Origin of the sequence: Streptomyces sp. NPDC004647, assembly GCF_040609575.1 — a bacterium.
Taxonomy (GTDB): Bacteria; Actinomycetota; Actinomycetes; order Streptomycetales; family Streptomycetaceae; genus Streptomyces.
Genome location: NZ_JBEXKU010000118.1, coordinates 1 through 17,665, shown reverse-complemented (window position 1 = coordinate 17,665; position 17,665 = coordinate 1). Strand labels below are relative to the sequence as shown.

Below are 17,665 nucleotides of genomic sequence, written 5' to 3'. Positions count from 1 at the left end.
GGCCTGGCCGGGCGGCGACAGCGACGCCGAGCGCCGCTGCGCCCGGCTGCTGCGCGAGCGGCTGACCGCCGAACTCGCCGTCCACGACGCCCACGAGGGCCTGCGGGCCGTCAGCAACATCCACTCGCCCGTGCACTCGGTCCGCACCGCCTTCACGCTCAGCGCGACGCAGACCCCGGAGGACTGGGCGGCGGTCGCCGAGCGGCTGCGCGCCGTCCCGGCAGCCCTGGCCGGCTACCGCGCCTCGCTCGCCGAGGGCATCGAACGCAAGCTGCCCGCCGGCCCCCGGCAAGTGGAGACCGTCATCGGGCAGTTGGACCAGTGGATCGGCACGGATGGCAAGGACCGCAGCTGGTTCGCGGAGTTCACCACCGCCGGACCGACGGAGCTACACACCGAGCTCGATGCAGCGGCTGCCACCGCGACCGGGGCCTTTTCGGATCTGCGCGACTGGCTGCGCGACACGTACGCACCCGCGGTCGAGGGCGCCCGAGACGTCGTGGGCCGCGAGCGCTACGCCCGCTGGTCGCGCCTGTGGAACGGCACGGACCTGGATCTCGACGAGGCGTACGCGTACGGGTGGTCGGAGTACCACCGGCTGCTGGCCGAGATGCGCACCGAGGCCGAGAAGATCCTCCCCGGTGCGGCCACCCCCTGGCAGGCCATCAAGCACCTGGACGAGCACGGCAAGCACATCGAGGGCGTCGAGGAGGTGCGTCTCTGGCTCCAGGGGCTGATGGACGAGGCGATCCAGGCCCTGGACGGCACGCACTTCGAACTCGCCGAGCGGGTCAAGCGGGTCGAGTCGCGGATTGCCCCGCCCGGCGGCGCCGCGGCCCCCTACTACACCCCGCCGTCGATGGACTTCTCCCGCCCCGGCATCACCTGGCTGCCGACCATGGGCGAAACCCGCTTCCCCGTTTACGATCTGACGACCACCTGGTACCACGAGGGCGTGCCCGGGCACCATCTGCAGCTCGCCCAGTGGACTCACATCGCCGACCAGCTGTCCCGCTACCAGGCGAGGGTCGGCGGGGTGAGCGCGAACGCCGAGGGCTGGGCGCTGTACGCGGAGCGGCTCATGGATGAACTCGGCTTCCTCACTGACCCCGAGCGGCGGCTCGGCTACCTCGACGCGCAAATGATGCGCTCCACACGCGTGATCATCGACATCGGCATGCACCTCGAACTGAAGATCCCTCAGGACTCGCCCTATCACCCCGGCGAACGTTGGACACCCGAGATGGCCCGCGAGTTCTTCGCCATACACAGCGGCCTCCCAGCGGACTTCGTCGACAGCGAGCTGATCCGCTACCTGGGCATGCCCGGACAGGCCATCGGCTACAAGCTCGGCGAGCGCGCCTGGCTCACCGGCCGCGAAGCCGCCCGCGCGGCACACGGAGCCGACTTCGACCAGAAGAAATGGCACATGGCAGCACTCTCCCTGGGCTCACTCGGCCTGGACGACCTCGTCAGGGAACTCTCCCGCCTCTGAGGCGGAGGAAGCCCGAGGCGCTTCCTATCTCGTTCCCCCTCAGGCCGGTGGGCCGGCATCGCGCCGGCTGTCGGATCTGGCCGATGGGTCCGCCCACCGGCAGTTGGAAGGCGAGGACGGCGTTGAGCCCGAGTCCGGACGGCGATGGCCAGAGGCAGGTTCCCGCCGACGCCCATGGCGACCGTCATCACGGCCGCCACTCGCGCGGTGGCGGTGACCAGCTGCGGTCCCGAGAGGCGGTGGCCGAAAAGATGGTGGCGAAGCCGCCGTCATATCTCCCGCGCGAGGGTGGATCCGCGTTTGCTGATTCGGAACCAGCGGTCGACCGGCCCTGCGGCGCGGGGGGTGAGCGGCCGTCTGACGGAGTGCTGACCAGACGGCCGATGGGTGCCGCTCGCGCGATCGAGCTGGGGCCTGGATTACGGGGTAGATACCCAGGTTAGGCGGCATGCGGCGGTGGCGAAGCCGGGCCCGAAGCCGATCATGAGACCTTGCGCTCCGTCGGGGGGCGGGTCGGCGTGGGTGCGGGCCAGGACGTCGAGGACGGCGCCGCCGCCGAGATTGCCGTTCTGCTGCAGGCTGGCCCAGGAGTGGCGGAAGAGGTGCTCGGGGGCGCCCAGTTCTTTGGTGAGATCCTCGAGGATGGCGGGTCCGCCGGGGTGGGCCACGGCGAAGTGCGGTTCCCAGCCGGGGGTGTGTCCGTCTAACCAGGCCCGCAGGTGAGGGATGATCTTCGGGACGGCCTTAAATCCGTCGCGGGTGGAGCGGAAGTGGTAGCCGTGCTGACTGGTTTGGAGCTTGTAGTAGTCGGCGCTGTCCGGGAGCAGGTACCTCCAGGAGTCGTCGATGCGGATACCGGGCCCGGTGGGGGTGCTGGTGACGATGGCCGCTGTGCCGGCATCCCCGAAGAGGGACTTGAAGATCATCGAGGGGAGATCGGTGTCTGTGTGTTGGTACACGCTGCTGCTGGGTACCTCGGCGCAAACGACCAGGACCGGTTTCTCGGGGAGGGCCTTGACCAAGGTGGCTGCCAGGCCGAGGGCGTGGGCTCCCCCTGCACAGGCGAGCTGAGTCATCGGCACCCGGTCCACGGTCGGCCTCAAGCCCAGCCTGTTCACCAGGCGCACGTCGAGGCCGGGAATCGCGAGGCCGGTGGCGTGACTGGTGATGAGGCCGCCGATGTCGCGAGGGTGCAGTCCGGCGTCGTGGAGAGCTTGCCGGGCGGCGCGTTCGGCGAGCTCGGTCAGCCCGTCGATCGCCCAGGTATTGCGTTCTTCGAACGTTTGGGTCTGTGCGACTTCCCTCAGGGGCCGGACGAACGGGCGCTGCTGGACGTGGATGTTCTCTATGACACGGAGGATCGCTGGCAACTGCGGGTGCTCGGGATGGTGTCGAATGATGTCGTCGCAGATCTCTTCGGTGTTGACAGGATTCTTGGCGAGGGCGACCGTCGGGCGCCGTACGAAGGCCAAAGGGGCTCCCCAAGGTGTTGTTCGCTGAGCAGCTGGTGCTCAGCGCGTTCACTGTCGTCTGATGGCGTGGGGGATCGCGGCCAGACCGAGGGCGAACCACGTTGATCCGATGGCGGCTTGCTGTCGGCCGCGGCGGCCACAGGTCCCGCTGTGCCGTTGAGCCAGCTTGCGGGGGAGTGCGATGGCATGGCGAGGGGATGCCTGCGTTTATGTCACGTGTGGGAGCCCGAGCACGATCCGCACCGTCAGGGGATGGCAGGTTCGTAGGTCGCTGTCCAACGGTTTCGTCTCAGCGTCGTTCAGTGGAGTGGGTGCGGCCCTCGGGGCGTTGCCATGCGGCTGAACGGTGCCGATGCGGCGCTCGGACGCCGGGGGATGTCCGATTTCGGTGATTGACGCCATGCGATGCTCAGGAGGCGGGATCGAACCGCATGAAGATCAGGCGTGAGCCCGGGGCGCCAGCTGCGCTGCCCGCGTTCAGGCGGACCATTCCCTTGCCATATTCGGGGTGGTTGAAAGGACGGATGTCGCCGTCGGGATGGGTGCGGGTCCGCTGATCGCCTTCGTAGATCGCGCAGGTGATCGGGTCTTTGAGTACGCGGTCGACCAGACGCTGGAGAGTGGCGTGCGGTTGGGCCGCGGCCGTCGCGCGCAGGTTGAACAGGATCGGTGGTGCCCAGCTGTGCTCCCAGTCGTCCAGGATGTTCTGGCCCTCATCGGAGAGCATGTACTGCATGATGTTCTCTGGTATTCCATGGACGAACACCTCGGCGAAGGCCTCGTTGTAGCAGAGGACGTTCCACGCCACATCGGTGATGTAGGCGATGCAGGGCACGATGTCCAGGAGCTCTTGCCAGGAGTTCAGGAGGACCTCGTCTGTTCGTGGGTCCAGAGGGTATGGGGGACGCTCCCCGGGCCGGGCGAAGGCCCACAAAGTCACCCAGTCGTCCTCAGAGAAGGCGCCGGCGCTGAACAGGAGTTTCGCGACGGCGTACATGTATTCAGCGGACGGCTTCTCGATCTTCCCGCGCTCGAACTTTTCGTACGTCCTCGATCCGGGGTTGAGCAGGTAGTCGATATGGCATTGGGCCAACCCCGGCGCCCGCCGACCGCTTCCGCTCGTGCTGCTCAGGCCGAAGTCGGCCGGGTTCACCTTGGCCCGCCGGTCTGTCAGCAGCCGCTGCAGCAGTATCTTCCGCTTCACCGTCCTTGCCACAGCGCCCTCTCGGTCTGGTGCTCCTCGCGCCTAGTGCATCCTGTTGAATCTCATGGTGCAGTCTTTTGAAGCACGCTTCATAGCCGGTAAAAACCAGCCCCTGGAAAAGGGGAAACGTCTCCGCAAGCATCAGGGCAGGTGATCGAAAGGTCAACGGCCGGGAACCACGCGTGCTCAACGGGCATGCGCAGTGCCTGATGGCCCCTCCCGGATGCGTACCGCACCCGCCAGGCGCGGCCGACGCACCTACCCAATCTGACACCGCCCCGCGCATACCTCGGCCGCACGGCCGAGGCCCACCGGATGCGACAGGGAGATGAGATGAGCCGGTCAGGCCTCATCGTGGCATCGGCCGCGCGACTGCGGCGACCTTTGCCGAACAGGACGACAAGGTCGCTGTCACCCACCGGTCCGCGGGACCACCCGAGACAACCCTCGGCGCCGGGTGCGACATCACCGACCCCGATCAGGTCGAGCAGCCTTCAAGCGGTCGAGGACAAGCACCGTCCGGCAGAGTCCGGAGGTGGTTTGCCAGATGAGCTATGAGGTTCGGCGTTCGCCGACCACCGTCCTGCCCGTGAAAGGCAGAGTCGACCCGCGGCAGACCGGACTGACTGAAATGTGCCGCACGGCGCTGCACATGAACCGGCATCCGAACGATTACCGGCTTTTCGTGGTCACGCGAGGGACGCTTCTGGCAAGAACAGCTGACCAGGAAATGCAGCTCGGGCCCGGTGTTGGCGTGCTGATGACGCCCAGCCTGCCTTTTGAAGTAATTCACGAGCCAACCCAAGGCATTTTCATGCGCATCCGACGCGAGGTCTTGGATGACCCCCTCAACCTTAAGGAGCCGGTCAACTGTGCGGTCCCCATGTGGCAGGGATTGGGCAGTGTCGTCCTGGACGGGCTGCTGAGTGTCCACAAGCACCGTGACGACCTCTCCCAGAGAGAACTCGACGAAACCTGCAGACACCTTGCCGAGTTGATGTGCCTGGCTGTCGCCAGCGAAAACCGCCCGACGACTTCCGCAAGCCGCCTCGCCGAAACCGGCTCAACTATATGCCAGTACATACGGGAGAATGCCGGAAATCAAAAAATCAATCTGGACATGGTGGCCAAGGCAAACGGCTGGTCACGTCGCCAAATCGAATTGGCACTGGCAGCTCACGGCACGACATATCGTGACTATTTGCGGGAGGTTCGGCTGCGTATGGCGCGAAAGCGTCTCGCAGACCCTCGGTACCGAGAGCTGACGATCTCAGAGGTTGCATGCTCGTGCGGCTTCGGCTCCCTGTCCCGCTTCGACACCGCATTCAAACGTGCCTTTGCCGAGTCCCCGACGGCGTATCGAGGGCGCATACTCCGATCTTCCCCTCGTCCAGCAGCGGGTTCCACATCTTCGCGAACTGCTCGTCGGTGAGGTCCTCGCGGTTGCGCAGCAGACGCCTGCGAGCCTTCCATTCCGGGTCGCTGGCGCGTCCGCGTCGTCCGCGGATTTCGGCGGTGGTGCGGCGCCGCACCAGGGACAGCATCGTGTTCGCGAGCTGCACGACATGGAAGTGGTCGACCACGACGGTGGCGTGGGGCAGGCCGGTGCACAGGGCGGCGCGGCAGGTGGCCGACATGTCGATGGCGACGTGCCGGACGTTCTTGCGCCAGGTCAGGGGTGTGGTGGCGAGCCAGGCCAGCACGTCGGCGACGGTGTGGCCCTCGACCTGGCCGAGCAGCCCGCCGCAGCCGTGTACGTCGACGAACCCGGTGTGCCACCGGTCCCTGGTCAGCTGCCACTTGCCGCTGTCGGAATGCTGTTCCCAGCGGGGCCGTCCGCGCCGCGTCTCGTCGATGCCCAGCACCTCGACCTCGGGCAGCGGTGCTTCGACGACCTGCCGGGCGGCGGCCTTGAAGGCGTACATCACGGTCGGCCAGGACAGGTGCACTGGGCGGCCTGGATGACCGTGGAGCCGGCGTCCCGGATCCGGCGCCCGGCCGCACTCCGCAGCCTCCCGGTCAGCCGGGCGCCAGCCGGGATCTGCGGGATCTGCTCGGTGAACGACTTGCGAGGACAGGCCGGCTGACGGCGCTCCGCGTTGGCTGTGGCGGCCAAGGGAGGGTTCCACCGCGTCGCGCGCAGCCACCTCCATACCCCTTCTCCCTCTGTATAGGGAAGGCCCACGGCGTCACCGCAGCGGTCGCAATCGCCCTTCTCACCTGGGTTGTTGAACTGCGGCGAGCGCGCTGCCGGCCGCGGGCTCGTGCCCAGGTCCGGATGCGAGTCCGAGTCCGACAAGGCCGGTGCGGAACCGGTCTGCGAGAGCGCCGTCGTGGGCGTGGATCGTCTCCGGTCCGAGCTCCTCGACGAGCGCGAGGGAGTGCCGGGTGGCGACGTACGAGAAGACGCTGGGGCTCTCGTCGAAGCGGCAGGCGGATCGGGCGAGTTGCCCGACCGGTCCGTAGCAGCTGTCCCAGGGCTCCTCGCCGGCGACCCACCCAGCGAAGACGGTCGTGAGCGCGCCGAGGTCCTCGGGGACGGTGAGGAAGGTGACGCCCCGCGGGCACATCAGCCACTTGAAGGCGACGGCCACGGTGTAGTCGAAGTCGGCGGCGCTGAGCGGAAGCCAGCCCGCCGCCTGGGAGGAGTCGACGAGCGTACGGGCCCCGTGGGCGCGGGCCGCGGTCCGTACGGCCTCCAGATCCGCGACCCGGCCATCCGCCGACTGGGCGGCGCTGACGGCGACGAGCGCGGTGGACGGGCGTACGGCGTCGGCCAAGTCTCGAGCGACGCGCTGCGCACGGTGAGGTCGCGGCGGACGACGAGGACTTCCGCGCCGGAGGGGCAGCGAGGTCGCGATCAGTCCGGCGTACACGGCAACCGAGGCCCCGGCGGCCATGCGGGTGACGGGCGCCCCAGAGAGGCGGGCGTACGTGGCGCGGGAGGCCTCGACGGCCTCGAAGCCCTCCTGCGGCTTGCCCGCGGCCGCGTCCTCGACGGCTGCGCGCATCGCGGTGACGGAACGGGCGGGGATGAGCCCGCTGGAGGCGGTGTTGAGATACGTCGTCTGCCGCGCGAACTCGGTCTTCTCCATGCCCCTCAACGAGATCTTCCCTGTCCTTTGCTTACCTTCGATGGAATTCGACTGTCACCCATCTGGATTCGGCGATAGGCGTAATCAGGGACCTCCTGTGCGTAGTCAGGCTTTACGTTTTCCGCAGGGACTTTTACCGAACGCGCAGAGGGTCTTTCGTGTCGGCGTCACTTGCCCCGGCCTGATCGTACGCTCGCTCACCAATCGGGCTTCCGGTCAAGGTGGCCGGATTCGGCCCCCCACACCGACGAAATGCAAAGGAGAATCAATATGTGCGGTCGCGGTCTCAAGGACCCCATGGAAGCCATCGTGCTGATCTACGGTGCCGAGGAAGACTGGTGGAACGCCTCTGACGAGGCCAAGCTCGAGAAGATGGCCACGTTCGGCGAGTATCTGGCGGACCTCAGGGAAGCCGGAGTGCCCATGATCGCCGACTCCGACATCTCACTCACTCAGAAGGCCACGGTGGTGCGCGGCGAGCGGCAGGACGGGCAGACTGACGGGCCGTCCGGCCAGCAGCAGCTCATCGGCTACATGGTGCTCGAGGTGAAGAGCTTCGACGAGGCAGTCGAGTGGGCCGAGAAGGTGCCCTTCGAGCGCGTCGAGGTGCGGATCAACCACGTGCACGATGAGGCCCTGCTCGCCACCAACGCGGCGCGGTGGAGCGAGCGAGGGCGCAGCGCGGCGCAGATGCTGGACCGCCAGCGCCAGACCGTGAGGGAGATCTGGGCGGATCAGTCGAGCCTGGCCGCCTGAACGCTTCGATCGGGGAGGGGTCCGGGTCGCCCGGACCCCTCCCACACCACACGGCACCGCAAGGTCTCCTCCGAGACCTGGTTTTCCGCCTGCGGGAGCACCGAGGGCGACGGTCGGCGACCCCGGCGCCGGCACGGGCTCGTGGCCGAGCCCGAGTCCGAGTCCGGCGAGGCCGGTGCGGAACCGGTCGGCGAGAGCGGCGTCGTGGGCGTGGATCGCCTCCGGTCCGAGCTCCTCGACGAGGTCGAGGGAGTGCCGGGCGGCGACGTACGAGAAGAGGCTGGGGGCTTTCTCCACGGGGCGGCGAGGTCGAGGATCTCCGAGGGGACGCTGATGCACCGGCTGTCGACTTGAAGTGCTCCCGCATAGATAGAGGACGAGGGTCAGGGCGCGGGCGTGCCCTGCCAGATCGTCGTGGCGTTGGAGAACTCGCGGATGCCGTGGCCGGCCAGTTCGCGCCCGTAGCCCGACCGCTTCACGCCCCCGAAGGGGAATCCGGGGTGTGAGGTGGTCATGCCGTTGATGTAGACGCCTCCGGCCTCGAGGTCGCGGGCGCAGCGTTGTTGTTCGGCGGCGTCCTGGGTCCAGACGTTGGAGCTGAGGCCGAAGGGGGTGTCGTTGGCCAGTTGGAGTGCTTCGTCGAGGTCGGTGGCGCGGTAGAGGGTGGCCACGGGTCCGAATGCTTCTTCGTGGTGGATGCGCATCTTGGGGGTGATGTTGGCCAGGATCGTGGGTTGGTAGAACCAGCCCGCGGTGGCTTCCTCGGGCCGGCGGCCGCCGCACAGGACTGTCGCGCCGCGCCGCCGGGCGTCGTCGACCAATTCCTCTAGGGTGCGTCTGCCGTGCTCGGTGGAGAGTGGTCCCACGTCGGTTGACTCGTTCATTGGGTCGCCGACGGTCAGGGCCGACATGGTCTGGACGAAGCGTGAGACGAAGGCGTCGTAGATGTCGGTGTGGATGATGAAGCGTTTGGCGGCGATGCAGGATTGGCCGTTGTTCTGCACGCGGGCGGTGACGGCGGTGCGCACAGCTTGGTCGAGGTCGGCGGAGGGTAGGACCAGGAACGGGTCGCTGCCGCCCAGCTCGAGGACGGTCTTCTTGATCACATCACCCGCGATGGAGGCGACGGCGCGACCCGCCGGCTCGCTGCCTGTGAGGGTGGCGGCGGCGACCCGGGGGTCGCGCAGGATGTCCGCGACAGCGTCGGAGCCGACCAGCAGCGTCTGGAAGCAGCCCTCGGGGTAGCCGGCCCTGCGGAACAGGTCCTCCAGGTAGAGCGCGGTCTGCGGGACGTTCGAGGCGTGCTTGAGGAGCCCGACGTTCCCGGCCATCAGGGCGGGGGCGGCGAACCGTAGGACCTGCCAGAGCGGGAAGTTCCACGGCATGATCGCGAGGATGGGGCCGATGGGGCGGTAGCGCACGATGACCTGGGCGGCGCCGGAGTCCTCGACGTCGGCGGACCGTGGGCGCTCGTCGGCCAGCTGCTCCTCGGCGTGGTCGGCGTACCAGCGCATGGCCTTGACACACTTGGCGGCCTCGGCGCGGGCCGCGTTCAGGGTTTTGCCCATCTCGAGGGTCATGGTGCGGGCGACGTCGTCCTGGTCCGCTTCCAGCAGTTCCGCGGCGCTGCGCATCAGTTCGGCGCGCCGGGCGAATGATGTCAGTCGGTGCTCCTGGAACGCCCGCTGGGCGCGGTGCAGGCGGGCGTCGATCTCCTCGTTGTCGAGTGCGTCGAAGGTCTTGAGCGTTTCCCCGGTGGTGGGGTTGACGGTCGCGATCGGCACGGGAATCCCTCCTCGACGGGCGCTGACGGCATGTGGGATAGGCCCTGGTCGCCCGCTTCCCAGGCCTTCTCTGGCGGTTCTCTGACGGTGGTGTGATGTCGTACGGCGCCTCCTCGTTGAGGGGGCCGCGGCGGTTCTCAGGAGATGTGGCTCTGCGGTGGGTCGGTGGGATCGACTCGTGGAGCTGGGGGTCCACGCGCGTGCATCCCCGGTACGGATGCCGCCGGGCGTGGGCCGGACGCCACCGACCGGCGACCGCGGCTGACCATGCGCCACGTGTGGTCAGATGGAAAACAGCGCGCGCGCGTTCTCGCGGAGGATGTCGGGAAGGTTCTGCCGGACCCGGCGGATCCGGGCCATCGGTTCGGTGTCGGCCATGTTGTAGGGCAGGTCGGTTCCCAGGAGCAGTCGCTCCGGCCCGACCCGTCCCATCAGAAATTGCAGCGCGAGATCATCGTGCGTCAGCGTGTCGAACCAGAACCGCTGAAGATATGCGCTTGGCGGCGCAGCGATGTTCTTCCGGTTCTCCGGAACCACCTTGTAGGCGTGGTCCAGTCGGCCCAGCTGGTAGAGCAGGTGACCGCCGCCGTGGACGAGGATGAACTTCAGCTTGTCCCACCGGTCGAGTACGCCGGCGTGGATCAGCTTGGTTGCAGCGATAGCGGTCTCCATCGGGTTGCCGATGGTGTTGGTGAGGAAGTAGTCCTCGAGCCCGGGTTTGGGCCCGTCGAAATACGGGTGCAAGAGGAGCGGAACGTCGAGTCCCTGTGCCATCTTGAAAACGGGGTCGAGGTGCGCGTCCGTGAGGGCGAGGCTCCCGACGTTGGTGCCGATCTGAGCTCCCCGCAGCCCGAGCTCCCTGACGGCATACTCCAGTTCGCGAGCTGCGAGGTCCGGGGCCTGCAGCGGGAGGTGGGCCAGCCCGTGCAGCCGGTCGTCGTGGCTGATGAGGTCGCGGAGACCTTCATTGGCGGCGCGAGCGTATTCCGCAGCGGCTTGGGCTTCCTCGCCGTAGAAGAACATCATCGGCGACGTTGACAGGACCGACACCCTGACGCCGGTCTGATCCATGCGGGCCAGGATCACGTCGGGGTCGTGGAAGGCCGGGGTGAGCGGCGCTCGGAAGCCCCCGGGGTGCACCATGAAGCCGTCGACTTCGCGGACACCGAACAGCCCGTCGCGGGTGTGTGCCCGGGCCAGGAGAGGCTTCGGGATGACGTGGGTGTGGACGTCGGCCGTCATGATGTCAGCTCCCGCTGAGGCCGGGGCCGAGGCCGAGGAGCAGCTCGTCGATCGCATCGCCGGCGCGACTGTCGGCTTGTTTGGACGAAGTGACGTTCATCGGTGGCCGGAGGCCGACATTGGGGGAAGTCTGGTCCGCCTGCTGCCATGACAGCGGGGGAGCCGTGATGCGGCTCGTCCCTATCGATCGACGCGATCATGCGCGCTCTCTGTGACATGGGTCCGTGTTGTCCCGCCGTCATGCGGCGCTCGTCTCCGGGTGCTGCGCAGGCGGCCGTTGCCCGAGAAACCGGGCGCCGTCGATGACCAGGGTGCCGCCGGAGGTGTAGCGGCTGGCCGCGTTAGAGGTGAGAAACACAATCGCGTTGACGATGTCGCTGGCCTTGCCCCAGAGTCCGAGCGGGATTTCGGAGATGACCGCGCCCTCGATCTCCGGGTCCTCGCTGATCCCCGCGCTCATTGGCGTATCGACGGGCCCAGGAGAAACGACGTTCACACGGATGCCTTGCGGCCCCAGCTCGACGGCGAGGGTACGGGCGAGCGCCTCGGCCGCACCCTTCGCGGCCGCGTAGACCGCGCCACCCGGGTAGCCGTAGTGGACCAGGTTGGAGCCGATCAGCACCATCGAGGCCCCTTCCCGCATGTGGGGCACTGCTTCACGGCTCAGTTCCAGCGGGGCGACCACGTGTACCGCAAGGTGCGCCAGCAGCTCCTCGCGGGTTGCCTCGGTGATCGGGCTCTCGTCGTAGATCCCCGCGCTATGAATCAGAAAATCGATGGCGCCGTAAGTGTCGACCGTGGCCTTGACGATGTGCTCGGCGGCGCCCTCGTCCGTGATGTCCGCGCGGATCACCATGCACTCGCCGTGAGCTTCCTTGATCTTCTTGGCGGTGTCGTTCAGGTGGTCGGCATCGCGGCCGACGAGGACGACGCGGGCACCAGCAGCGGCGAGCATTATGGCGGTGCCCGCGCCGATTCCGGAGCTGGCGCCGGTCACGATCCCGGACTTGCCTCTGAGCTGGAGATCTATGTGGCCCTCTATGGATGGCATGTGTGCTGCTCCTTTCCAACCGCCGGGCGAGGGGGCGTGGCAGCGTGCGACGCGTTCCCGGTTGGGGGCCGGGTGGGGCGCAGCGGCCGGTTAGGGCGGCCTTTCGTCGTGGGTCGCTGCAGAAGGCGGCGCCTCGACCACACCATGGGAAGCTCTCGCTGTTTCCCATGGTGTGGCTCAAACGCGTGCTATGGCCCAGCAGGACAATCAGGAGGAACGGTCGTCCACATCCGTCCAGGACGCCTGGCGATGTTCAGTAATGCTTACATGCTCAGTGTGTCGTCAGAGTATGTCAAGTAGTGGGGGCCGGGTGGCTTACACGCATGCGATCAAGCTGTGACCTGTAGTTTCTCGACCGATTTAGCTGATCATCAGGCTTCTAGGGCCACTCGTACGCCGCTGAGATGTAAGAATTACTTGACATCTGACCTTGTAACACTCGACAAGCTTCGGCTACTGTGGCCGTGCCGCTTACCACGCGAGTCGGATGAGGGCCAGGCTTACCTCAGACATCCGTGGCAACGGCTCAAGCGAGAGCCACAGCGGCCCCCAGTCCGCATCGGGCAGGGAGGAGAGGTCACCGCCAGCCCTCTGGGCCGCTGGAGGCTCCCGAGCACGTGGGAGCCGGCCGCGGAGGCCACGCCGACATCAACTGCCGCGCACTCGGCGTCCCGAGCGTGCCCGTCAGGCCCCGGCGGACCCGGAACTCGGCGCCCCACAATCTCGGCCGAGATCGCACTCAAGAAGGATGAGGTACACACCCATGGAGCTAGGGTTCTCACTCCCACACATCGGACCGGCTGCCAGCGCCAAGGCAATCGAAACCATCGCCAGGCGCGCCGAGGAACTCGGCTACCACCATGTGGCTGCAACCGAGCGCGTGCTCCTCCCCCTGGAGCCCCAGACCCCCTACCCCGCGACCCCCGACGGGTCCTGGCCCGACGTTTACAACAACGTCTACTCTCCCCTGCTGGCTCTGACCTGGGCCGCCGCCAAAACCTCACGGATCCGCCTGATGACGAGCATCCTCGTCGCCAGCTACCGCAAACCGCTCATGCTGGCCAAGGAGCTGGCCGACCTGGACCAGCTCTCGGACGGAAGAGTCGTCGTCGGACTGGGAGCAGGATTCTCAAAAGACGAACACGACGCGCTCGGTGTGCCAATGGATCGCGCGAAGCGCATCGACGAGGTCCTGGAAGTCCTCAAGACGGTATGGGGCCCGGACCCAGTCGAATTCAACGGGACTTACTATCAGATTCCACGGTCCAATGTCGGCCCGAAGCCAGTCCAACAGCCTGGCCCGCCCATCTACCTGGCCGCCTACACTCCAGCGGCCATGAAGCGGGTAGCGACAGTCGACGGCTGGAACCCGGCCGTCTTCCCCCCCGCTGCTGTGGTCGAGTCCATGGAGATGATCCGGGAAACCGCCCGGCAGGCGGGCCGTGACCCCAGCGCACTGAAGGTGGTGTACAGGGCCATCCTCAACGTGACAGACGAACCCCTTCCCCGGGAGGGCCGCCCCATCTTCTTCGGCTCCCCTCGTCAGGTGCAAGAAGACATCGCGGCTCTTCGCGACACCGGGGTGGTCAATGAGATCACTTTCGACCCGACATTCTCGCCCGCCGGACAGTCACTGGAAGGGTGGGTGGAAAGCCTCGAAATGATGAAGCAACTGGCGGACACGGCCTAGCCGACCGGCCGCATCACATCGAGAAGACGTCACACTCCACTTCCAGAAAGGAGGCACCGGTGCCTCCCATAGTGAAATTCGGCCCGAACGACTCAACATGGAGAAAAGTCGCCGAGGGGGTATCCAAAGGGGAAATATACGTCGGAGACGTTTTCGATGACCTAATCGATGAACTAATCCCCGGCATCGATCGGTCTAACGTGGCGATGGGGTACTGCCATTATGGACCTGAGTCGAGCAACTCGCTGACCATATCGATGGTCGAGTATCTGGCTATTGCCTGGGGTGAACTCACCATCCAGACCGACGATGGTCAGGAAGCCACAGCTGGCCCCGGGGAAGGAATTCGCCTGCTGCCAGGAACGAATGTGACATACTCCACCAGCGTGGATACGCTGATGTGGTTTTTCACTTCCCCAGGATATCGCCATACCCCGTACAGCTTGCAAGTCGAGTCCGAGTATTTCGAGCCGGGAAGCCCCGGTCCGATTGACCTAGGCCGACTTGGGACGCGACAGTAATTAGCCGAGAGATCCGAACGTCTGGCACGCGGACGGTCACGCAGCTTTCGGCAGCAGCATTTGTGGTCGCCGCCGCCCCCAAGGACGCCGGGCGATGACGTCGCACCTGGCAGGTCGCCGAGTTCGAGCGGAAGCACGACCGGTTGCCGGCTGACCTGTTCGAGGTGGAAGCGGCTCCTCAGACAGCGCGGATGCTGCTGCTCTCGGCCTGCGACGGGCAACAAGCCGTGATCGAACGGGTCGATGAGCCAGGCCGGACGCTGCTGCGGTTGCAGCTACCCACCAGGCCGGACCCGGCCAGGTACAAGGGTTGGACGTGGGTGGCCTGTCCGATCAGCCTGCCCCCCGACGATCCCGGCGGGTCGGCCCACTTTGCGAGTTCAGCAGGGCAAGGTACGGGCTCACCTGGCCTACATCCACGCTGTGCCCAAAGGTCAACGCGGGCTCCGCCGCCGATGACGTATACAACCGGCCCGACGGCACAAGTGACGTCAGCGAGCACGACCCGCTGGACGCCGTACCGCTCTTCGGACGGTTCGAGGAGGCCACCCCTGCTACACGGACGGCGGCCGAGTAACCGCGGGTCAGAGCCGTTCTTGCACCGAATGTAGATGCGGGAGTAGTCAGGGGTGCATACTTTACCCATGGGTGGTGACACTATGACTACGACCGTCCGCGTGGACGCCGAGACCAGCAGGCGCTTCACCGCGCTGGCCGCCGAGGAAGGCATGAGCGTGCGTGCCTACCTCGCGCGGCTGTCCGAGCAAGCTGAGGCGCAGAAGCACCTGATGAGGGCCACGGCTAGCTTCGAGGACGCCCTCTCGCCGGATGTCCTGGAAGCCTTCGACCGCCGCTATGGCGGCGCCCCGGCCGACCACAGCAGCAGCCGGGCGGCCTGATCTTGGAGCTGTACATCGACATCCGGTGGCTCCTGGACCGGCAGGAGCGGGTGCTCGGCAAGGCACTCGACGTGCGTGACTACTCCGGCCTAGTCGCCGCGGTGGCACGCCACCGGGTGAACACGCCCCAATTGGACGTGGACACCCCCGATGCCTACTGGCGGGCGGCCGCGCTGCTCGACGCCATTGTTCTGATGAGGCCGCTGCCCTTCCGGAACGAAGCCTTCGGCTACGGGGTCGCCGTGGCCTATCTCGAAGCCTCGGGTAAGACCGTCGACCGCCAACCCGAGCTCTGGTTCCAACTCATCGACGACGTCCGCGCGCTGAGGCTGGACGTGTACGACATCGCGCACCGGCTGCGCTCGTGGAGCACCGGGGGAGTCTAGGCGCCGGCGGTCACGAGGCCATTCCCGTGGCCGCCAGCGCACGCCAGGCACCCGAGGATGGCTGGACCGGAGATCGGCGACGCTTCCGGATGGCCGGACGGTCACGGACCGCTCGGCGCGCTCCGCCGGGCGGCGAACCAACAATTGGGACGGAGAGGAATGAACCTCAAAAAAACCCTCGAGAGGTACAAATGTGTTGTCCTGCTGGAAACGGAAAACCCGGACCTGGTTTCCAATCCGAAATCTCTCGCAGATATTTCCGTGTTCCCGCGCGATGTGAAAATCGAATACACATGGACCAGGGACCCGAGGGACCCGGACGATGAGTGGTACGCACGCTGGTCAGCGAAACTTTGGGGAAAATGCCCCCCAGGCTCCCGGCAGCAGACAGGCACGGTCGACTTCGACAGCGAGAAGCAGGCCCCGGACTGGCTGCGGCAGGCAGCAGCAGAGAACGCACCCGCAGCCTGGAAGGCAGCCAGAGAGATGAGGTGACCTGTAATATTCAACGGCCCCGGCCAGACAGGTCAGCGCCATGTACCGCTTCCCGTGACGTCAACACTAAGGCGGTTGGAAACCTGGTCGGATCTTCGGGGTATACCCGCGAACGAACCGGTAAGAGGTGGTACAGCCGTCACGATGCACCGCCGGACCTTAAACCCACGGGCGTGGCAACGGGTCACGGCGAGGGGCCATAGAATCGCGACACATAACCGGAGGTAGACGTTTACATGAGCGGATTCACACCGAACGAAATAGTCCATCCCGACGTCGCAATGAGCTTCCGAGCGCAATCGACTGGATTCGTCTCACGGATCACTGACGGGTTCATTTCGTGCCCGCCGTACATCATTGCCCACTGTGCAGCCAGTTGTGTCCCGCCCGAGTCCCTGGAACTTCCTGAAGGCTATGATCAGGACACGCTTGACCAGATCAAGGCGATCACCGGATTTGTAGAGCAGGACGTGCGAGTCACAAGCCGGCAGGCAGAGGAACTTGCGCAGATCGGCGTGCAGATCCTGGAGCTGCACAGCCAAGGCAAGGTTCAGCCTCCGCTGGGCCGCCTTGAGAAACAGTCAGTCGCTCACCTTGTCGGCATTGTGTCGCGGTCACGCCGGTAACGGCGAGGAGAACCGACGTGGCGTAGCCCGGCGTGACAGCGCCAGTGTCCTTTGCTGGAGACTCGTCCGCTGAAGAAGCAGGGTCACGCCCTCGACGTCGGGCGAACAGGTAGGCCCCCGTCGGCCTGGGTGCGCAGCCGCAGCCCCGGCCTGTCGGGACGGCGAAACCGCGGGCCGCCAGGAGCGGGCGGCCGCGCTGCTCGATGCAAGGTCGGTCTCCAGCACCCGCAGCCAGAGCAGGTGAAGCAGCAGCAGCACCGCCAGGCGGTCCCCGACCCGCTCGGCGCCGGCGAAGAGCATCCGCGGTTCGGCGAAGACCACCATCAACTGCCCGGCCACAGGCTCCTGGTGGTAGCGCGGATGCCGTACGCCGACAGCCAGCCACTTGACGTTGCCAGCAGCACCGGGGCGGTCGCCCCCCACCCGCCGGAACGACCAGCCGGACAGCCGCAAGGGCGCCGATGGGTTGCTGCGCCGGTGGCTGCCGACCGGCCCGCATGGCGGGCCACAGCTGGTGCGCGCCGATCGCGGCTATTGGGACGACCGGACGTGCACCGTCTCGCTGATCAACCTGGACACCGTCGACGCCCGGGCGACGCGGTCGAGGCGCGCCGGTCGATCCGTTGCGCTTCCGCGGCAACGCTATGTGACCGGGGCCTGGTCGCGCGAGTACTTCATCGCCCAGAGCGCAGCGAAGAGCGCTAGGACCGATACCGCCACTGACCACTGATCTGCGTTCATCTCAGCATTTTGGACGACTCTTGCTACTGCGGCGGACGACCGCGCAACGGGCGCCTACATCCAGCTCCAACTGTCCGCCTAGATGATCAATTCCAAGGGTGCCTGCGGAGGGTGTGGGGTGGGCGGCGGCCGAAGCCACCGCGAGACGGTCAGGCGGCGGGCTGCCGGCCCTGGTTGTCGAGGTGGCAGCGGGCGGTCAGGCGTCAGG

General features: G+C 66.6%; 17 protein-coding genes and 3 pseudogenes. 10 read left to right on the top strand and 10 right to left on the bottom strand.

Translation table 11 applies throughout. The features are described 5' to 3' along the window. Nucleotides 1-1,495, top strand: a 1,495-nt coding sequence (locus ABZW18_RS31675) for a DUF885 domain-containing protein (protein ID WP_356194212.1), incomplete at its 5' end; no start/stop codon positions are given. 100 nt (nucleotides 1,496-1,595) lie between these two features. Here ABZW18_RS31675 and ABZW18_RS31670 read toward each other — a convergent pair. From ABZW18_RS31670 to ABZW18_RS31660, 3 genes and pseudogenes are all read right to left on the bottom strand, one after another. Further along, a pseudogene (locus ABZW18_RS31670) lies at nucleotides 1,596-1,803 on the bottom strand (NCS2 family permease); the annotation flags it as partial. Between the two features lie 111 nt (nucleotides 1,804-1,914). Further along, complete coding sequence (locus ABZW18_RS31665) at nucleotides 1,915-2,967, bottom strand: PhlD (protein WP_356194210.1); 1,053 nt, start codon at nucleotides 2,965-2,967, stop codon at nucleotides 1,915-1,917. 409 nt (nucleotides 2,968-3,376) lie between these two features. Next, nucleotides 3,377-4,171, bottom strand: coding sequence for a hypothetical protein (locus tag ABZW18_RS31660; RefSeq protein ID WP_356194209.1), 795 nt, complete (start codon nucleotides 4,169-4,171; stop codon nucleotides 3,377-3,379). A 547-nt stretch (nucleotides 4,172-4,718) separates the two neighbouring features. Between ABZW18_RS31660 and ABZW18_RS31655 the strand changes: the two genes are divergently transcribed. Continuing rightward, on the top strand, nucleotides 4,719-5,603 hold the full coding sequence (locus ABZW18_RS31655; protein WP_356194206.1) for an AraC family transcriptional regulator: 885 nt from the start codon (nucleotides 4,719-4,721) through the stop codon (nucleotides 5,601-5,603). Here ABZW18_RS31655 and ABZW18_RS31650 read toward each other — a convergent pair. Continuing rightward, on the bottom strand, nucleotides 5,497-6,120 hold the full coding sequence (locus ABZW18_RS31650; protein WP_356194203.1) for a transposase: 624 nt from the start codon (nucleotides 6,118-6,120) through the stop codon (nucleotides 5,497-5,499). The genes ABZW18_RS31655 and ABZW18_RS31650 overlap by 107 nt on opposite strands. A gap of 339 nt (nucleotides 6,121-6,459) precedes the next feature. Next, nucleotides 6,460-7,266 (bottom strand): annotated as a pseudogene (locus tag ABZW18_RS31645) (aminotransferase class V-fold PLP-dependent enzyme); the annotation flags it as partial. 270 nt (nucleotides 7,267-7,536) lie between these two features. On the opposite strand from ABZW18_RS31645, the gene ABZW18_RS31640 reads away from it, so the two are divergent. Next, the gene (locus ABZW18_RS31640) at nucleotides 7,537-8,022 is read left to right on the top strand and encodes a YciI family protein (protein ID WP_356194201.1); all 486 of its coding nucleotides are present in this window, start codon (nucleotides 7,537-7,539) and stop codon (nucleotides 8,020-8,022) included. A gap of 102 nt (nucleotides 8,023-8,124) precedes the next feature. Here ABZW18_RS31640 and ABZW18_RS31635 read toward each other — a convergent pair. The 4 genes and pseudogenes from ABZW18_RS31635 to ABZW18_RS31620 form a co-directional block, all read right to left on the bottom strand. Next, nucleotides 8,125-8,316 (bottom strand): annotated as a pseudogene (locus tag ABZW18_RS31635) (aminotransferase); the annotation flags it as partial. Between the two features lie 89 nt (nucleotides 8,317-8,405). Beyond that, nucleotides 8,406-9,806: an NADP-dependent succinic semialdehyde dehydrogenase gene (locus ABZW18_RS31630; protein WP_356194199.1), complete on the bottom strand. Its 1,401-nt coding sequence runs from the start codon at nucleotides 9,804-9,806 to the stop codon at nucleotides 8,406-8,408. A gap of 282 nt (nucleotides 9,807-10,088) precedes the next feature. Next, nucleotides 10,089-11,048, bottom strand: coding sequence for an amidohydrolase family protein (locus ABZW18_RS31625; RefSeq protein WP_356194197.1), 960 nt, complete (start codon nucleotides 11,046-11,048; stop codon nucleotides 10,089-10,091). Nucleotides 11,049-11,286: 238 nt separating this feature from the next. After that, nucleotides 11,287-12,099, bottom strand: coding sequence for an SDR family oxidoreductase (locus ABZW18_RS31620; RefSeq protein ID WP_356194195.1), 813 nt, complete (start codon nucleotides 12,097-12,099; stop codon nucleotides 11,287-11,289). Nucleotides 12,100-12,862: 763 nt separating this feature from the next. Here ABZW18_RS31620 and ABZW18_RS31615 point away from each other — a divergent pair. The 6 genes from ABZW18_RS31615 (at nucleotide 12,863) to ABZW18_RS31590 (ending at nucleotide 16,716) form a co-directional block, all read left to right on the top strand. Then, on the top strand, nucleotides 12,863-13,789 hold the full coding sequence (locus ABZW18_RS31615; RefSeq protein WP_356194193.1) for an LLM class F420-dependent oxidoreductase: 927 nt from the start codon (nucleotides 12,863-12,865) through the stop codon (nucleotides 13,787-13,789). Nucleotides 13,790-13,848: 59 nt separating this feature from the next. Continuing rightward, nucleotides 13,849-14,310, top strand: a complete 462-nt coding sequence (locus ABZW18_RS31610) for a hypothetical protein (RefSeq protein WP_356194192.1) — start codon at nucleotides 13,849-13,851, stop codon at nucleotides 14,308-14,310. Nucleotides 14,311-14,954: 644 nt separating this feature from the next. Next, nucleotides 14,955-15,209 carry an antitoxin MazE7 gene (locus tag ABZW18_RS31605; protein ID WP_356194190.1) on the top strand — a complete coding sequence of 85 codons (255 nt, stop codon included), beginning with the start codon at nucleotides 14,955-14,957 and terminating at the stop codon, nucleotides 15,207-15,209. 2 nt (nucleotides 15,210-15,211) lie between these two features. Then, entirely contained in the window at nucleotides 15,212-15,595 is a 384-nt protein-coding gene (locus tag ABZW18_RS31600; protein ID WP_356194187.1) for a toxin Doc, read from the top strand. Between the two features lie 57 nt (nucleotides 15,596-15,652). Then, nucleotides 15,653-16,090, top strand: coding sequence for a hypothetical protein (locus ABZW18_RS31595; protein WP_356194185.1), 438 nt, complete (start codon nucleotides 15,653-15,655; stop codon nucleotides 16,088-16,090). 236 nt (nucleotides 16,091-16,326) lie between these two features. Continuing rightward, nucleotides 16,327-16,716: a hypothetical protein gene (locus ABZW18_RS31590; RefSeq protein ID WP_356194183.1), complete on the top strand. Its 390-nt coding sequence runs from the start codon at nucleotides 16,327-16,329 to the stop codon at nucleotides 16,714-16,716. Here the strand turns inward: ABZW18_RS31590 and ABZW18_RS31585 are convergent. Continuing rightward, nucleotides 16,705-17,055 (bottom strand): hypothetical protein, encoded by a 351-nt coding sequence (locus ABZW18_RS31585; RefSeq protein WP_356194182.1) that lies wholly within the window; start codon nucleotides 17,053-17,055, stop codon nucleotides 16,705-16,707. The genes ABZW18_RS31590 and ABZW18_RS31585 overlap by 12 nt on opposite strands. A gap of 46 nt (nucleotides 17,056-17,101) precedes the next feature. Here ABZW18_RS31585 and ABZW18_RS31580 point away from each other — a divergent pair, with 46 nt between their 5' ends. Next, complete coding sequence (locus tag ABZW18_RS31580; RefSeq protein WP_356194180.1) at nucleotides 17,102-17,446, top strand: hypothetical protein; 345 nt, start codon at nucleotides 17,102-17,104, stop codon at nucleotides 17,444-17,446. The last annotated feature ends 219 nt before the right edge of the window (nucleotides 17,447-17,665 follow it).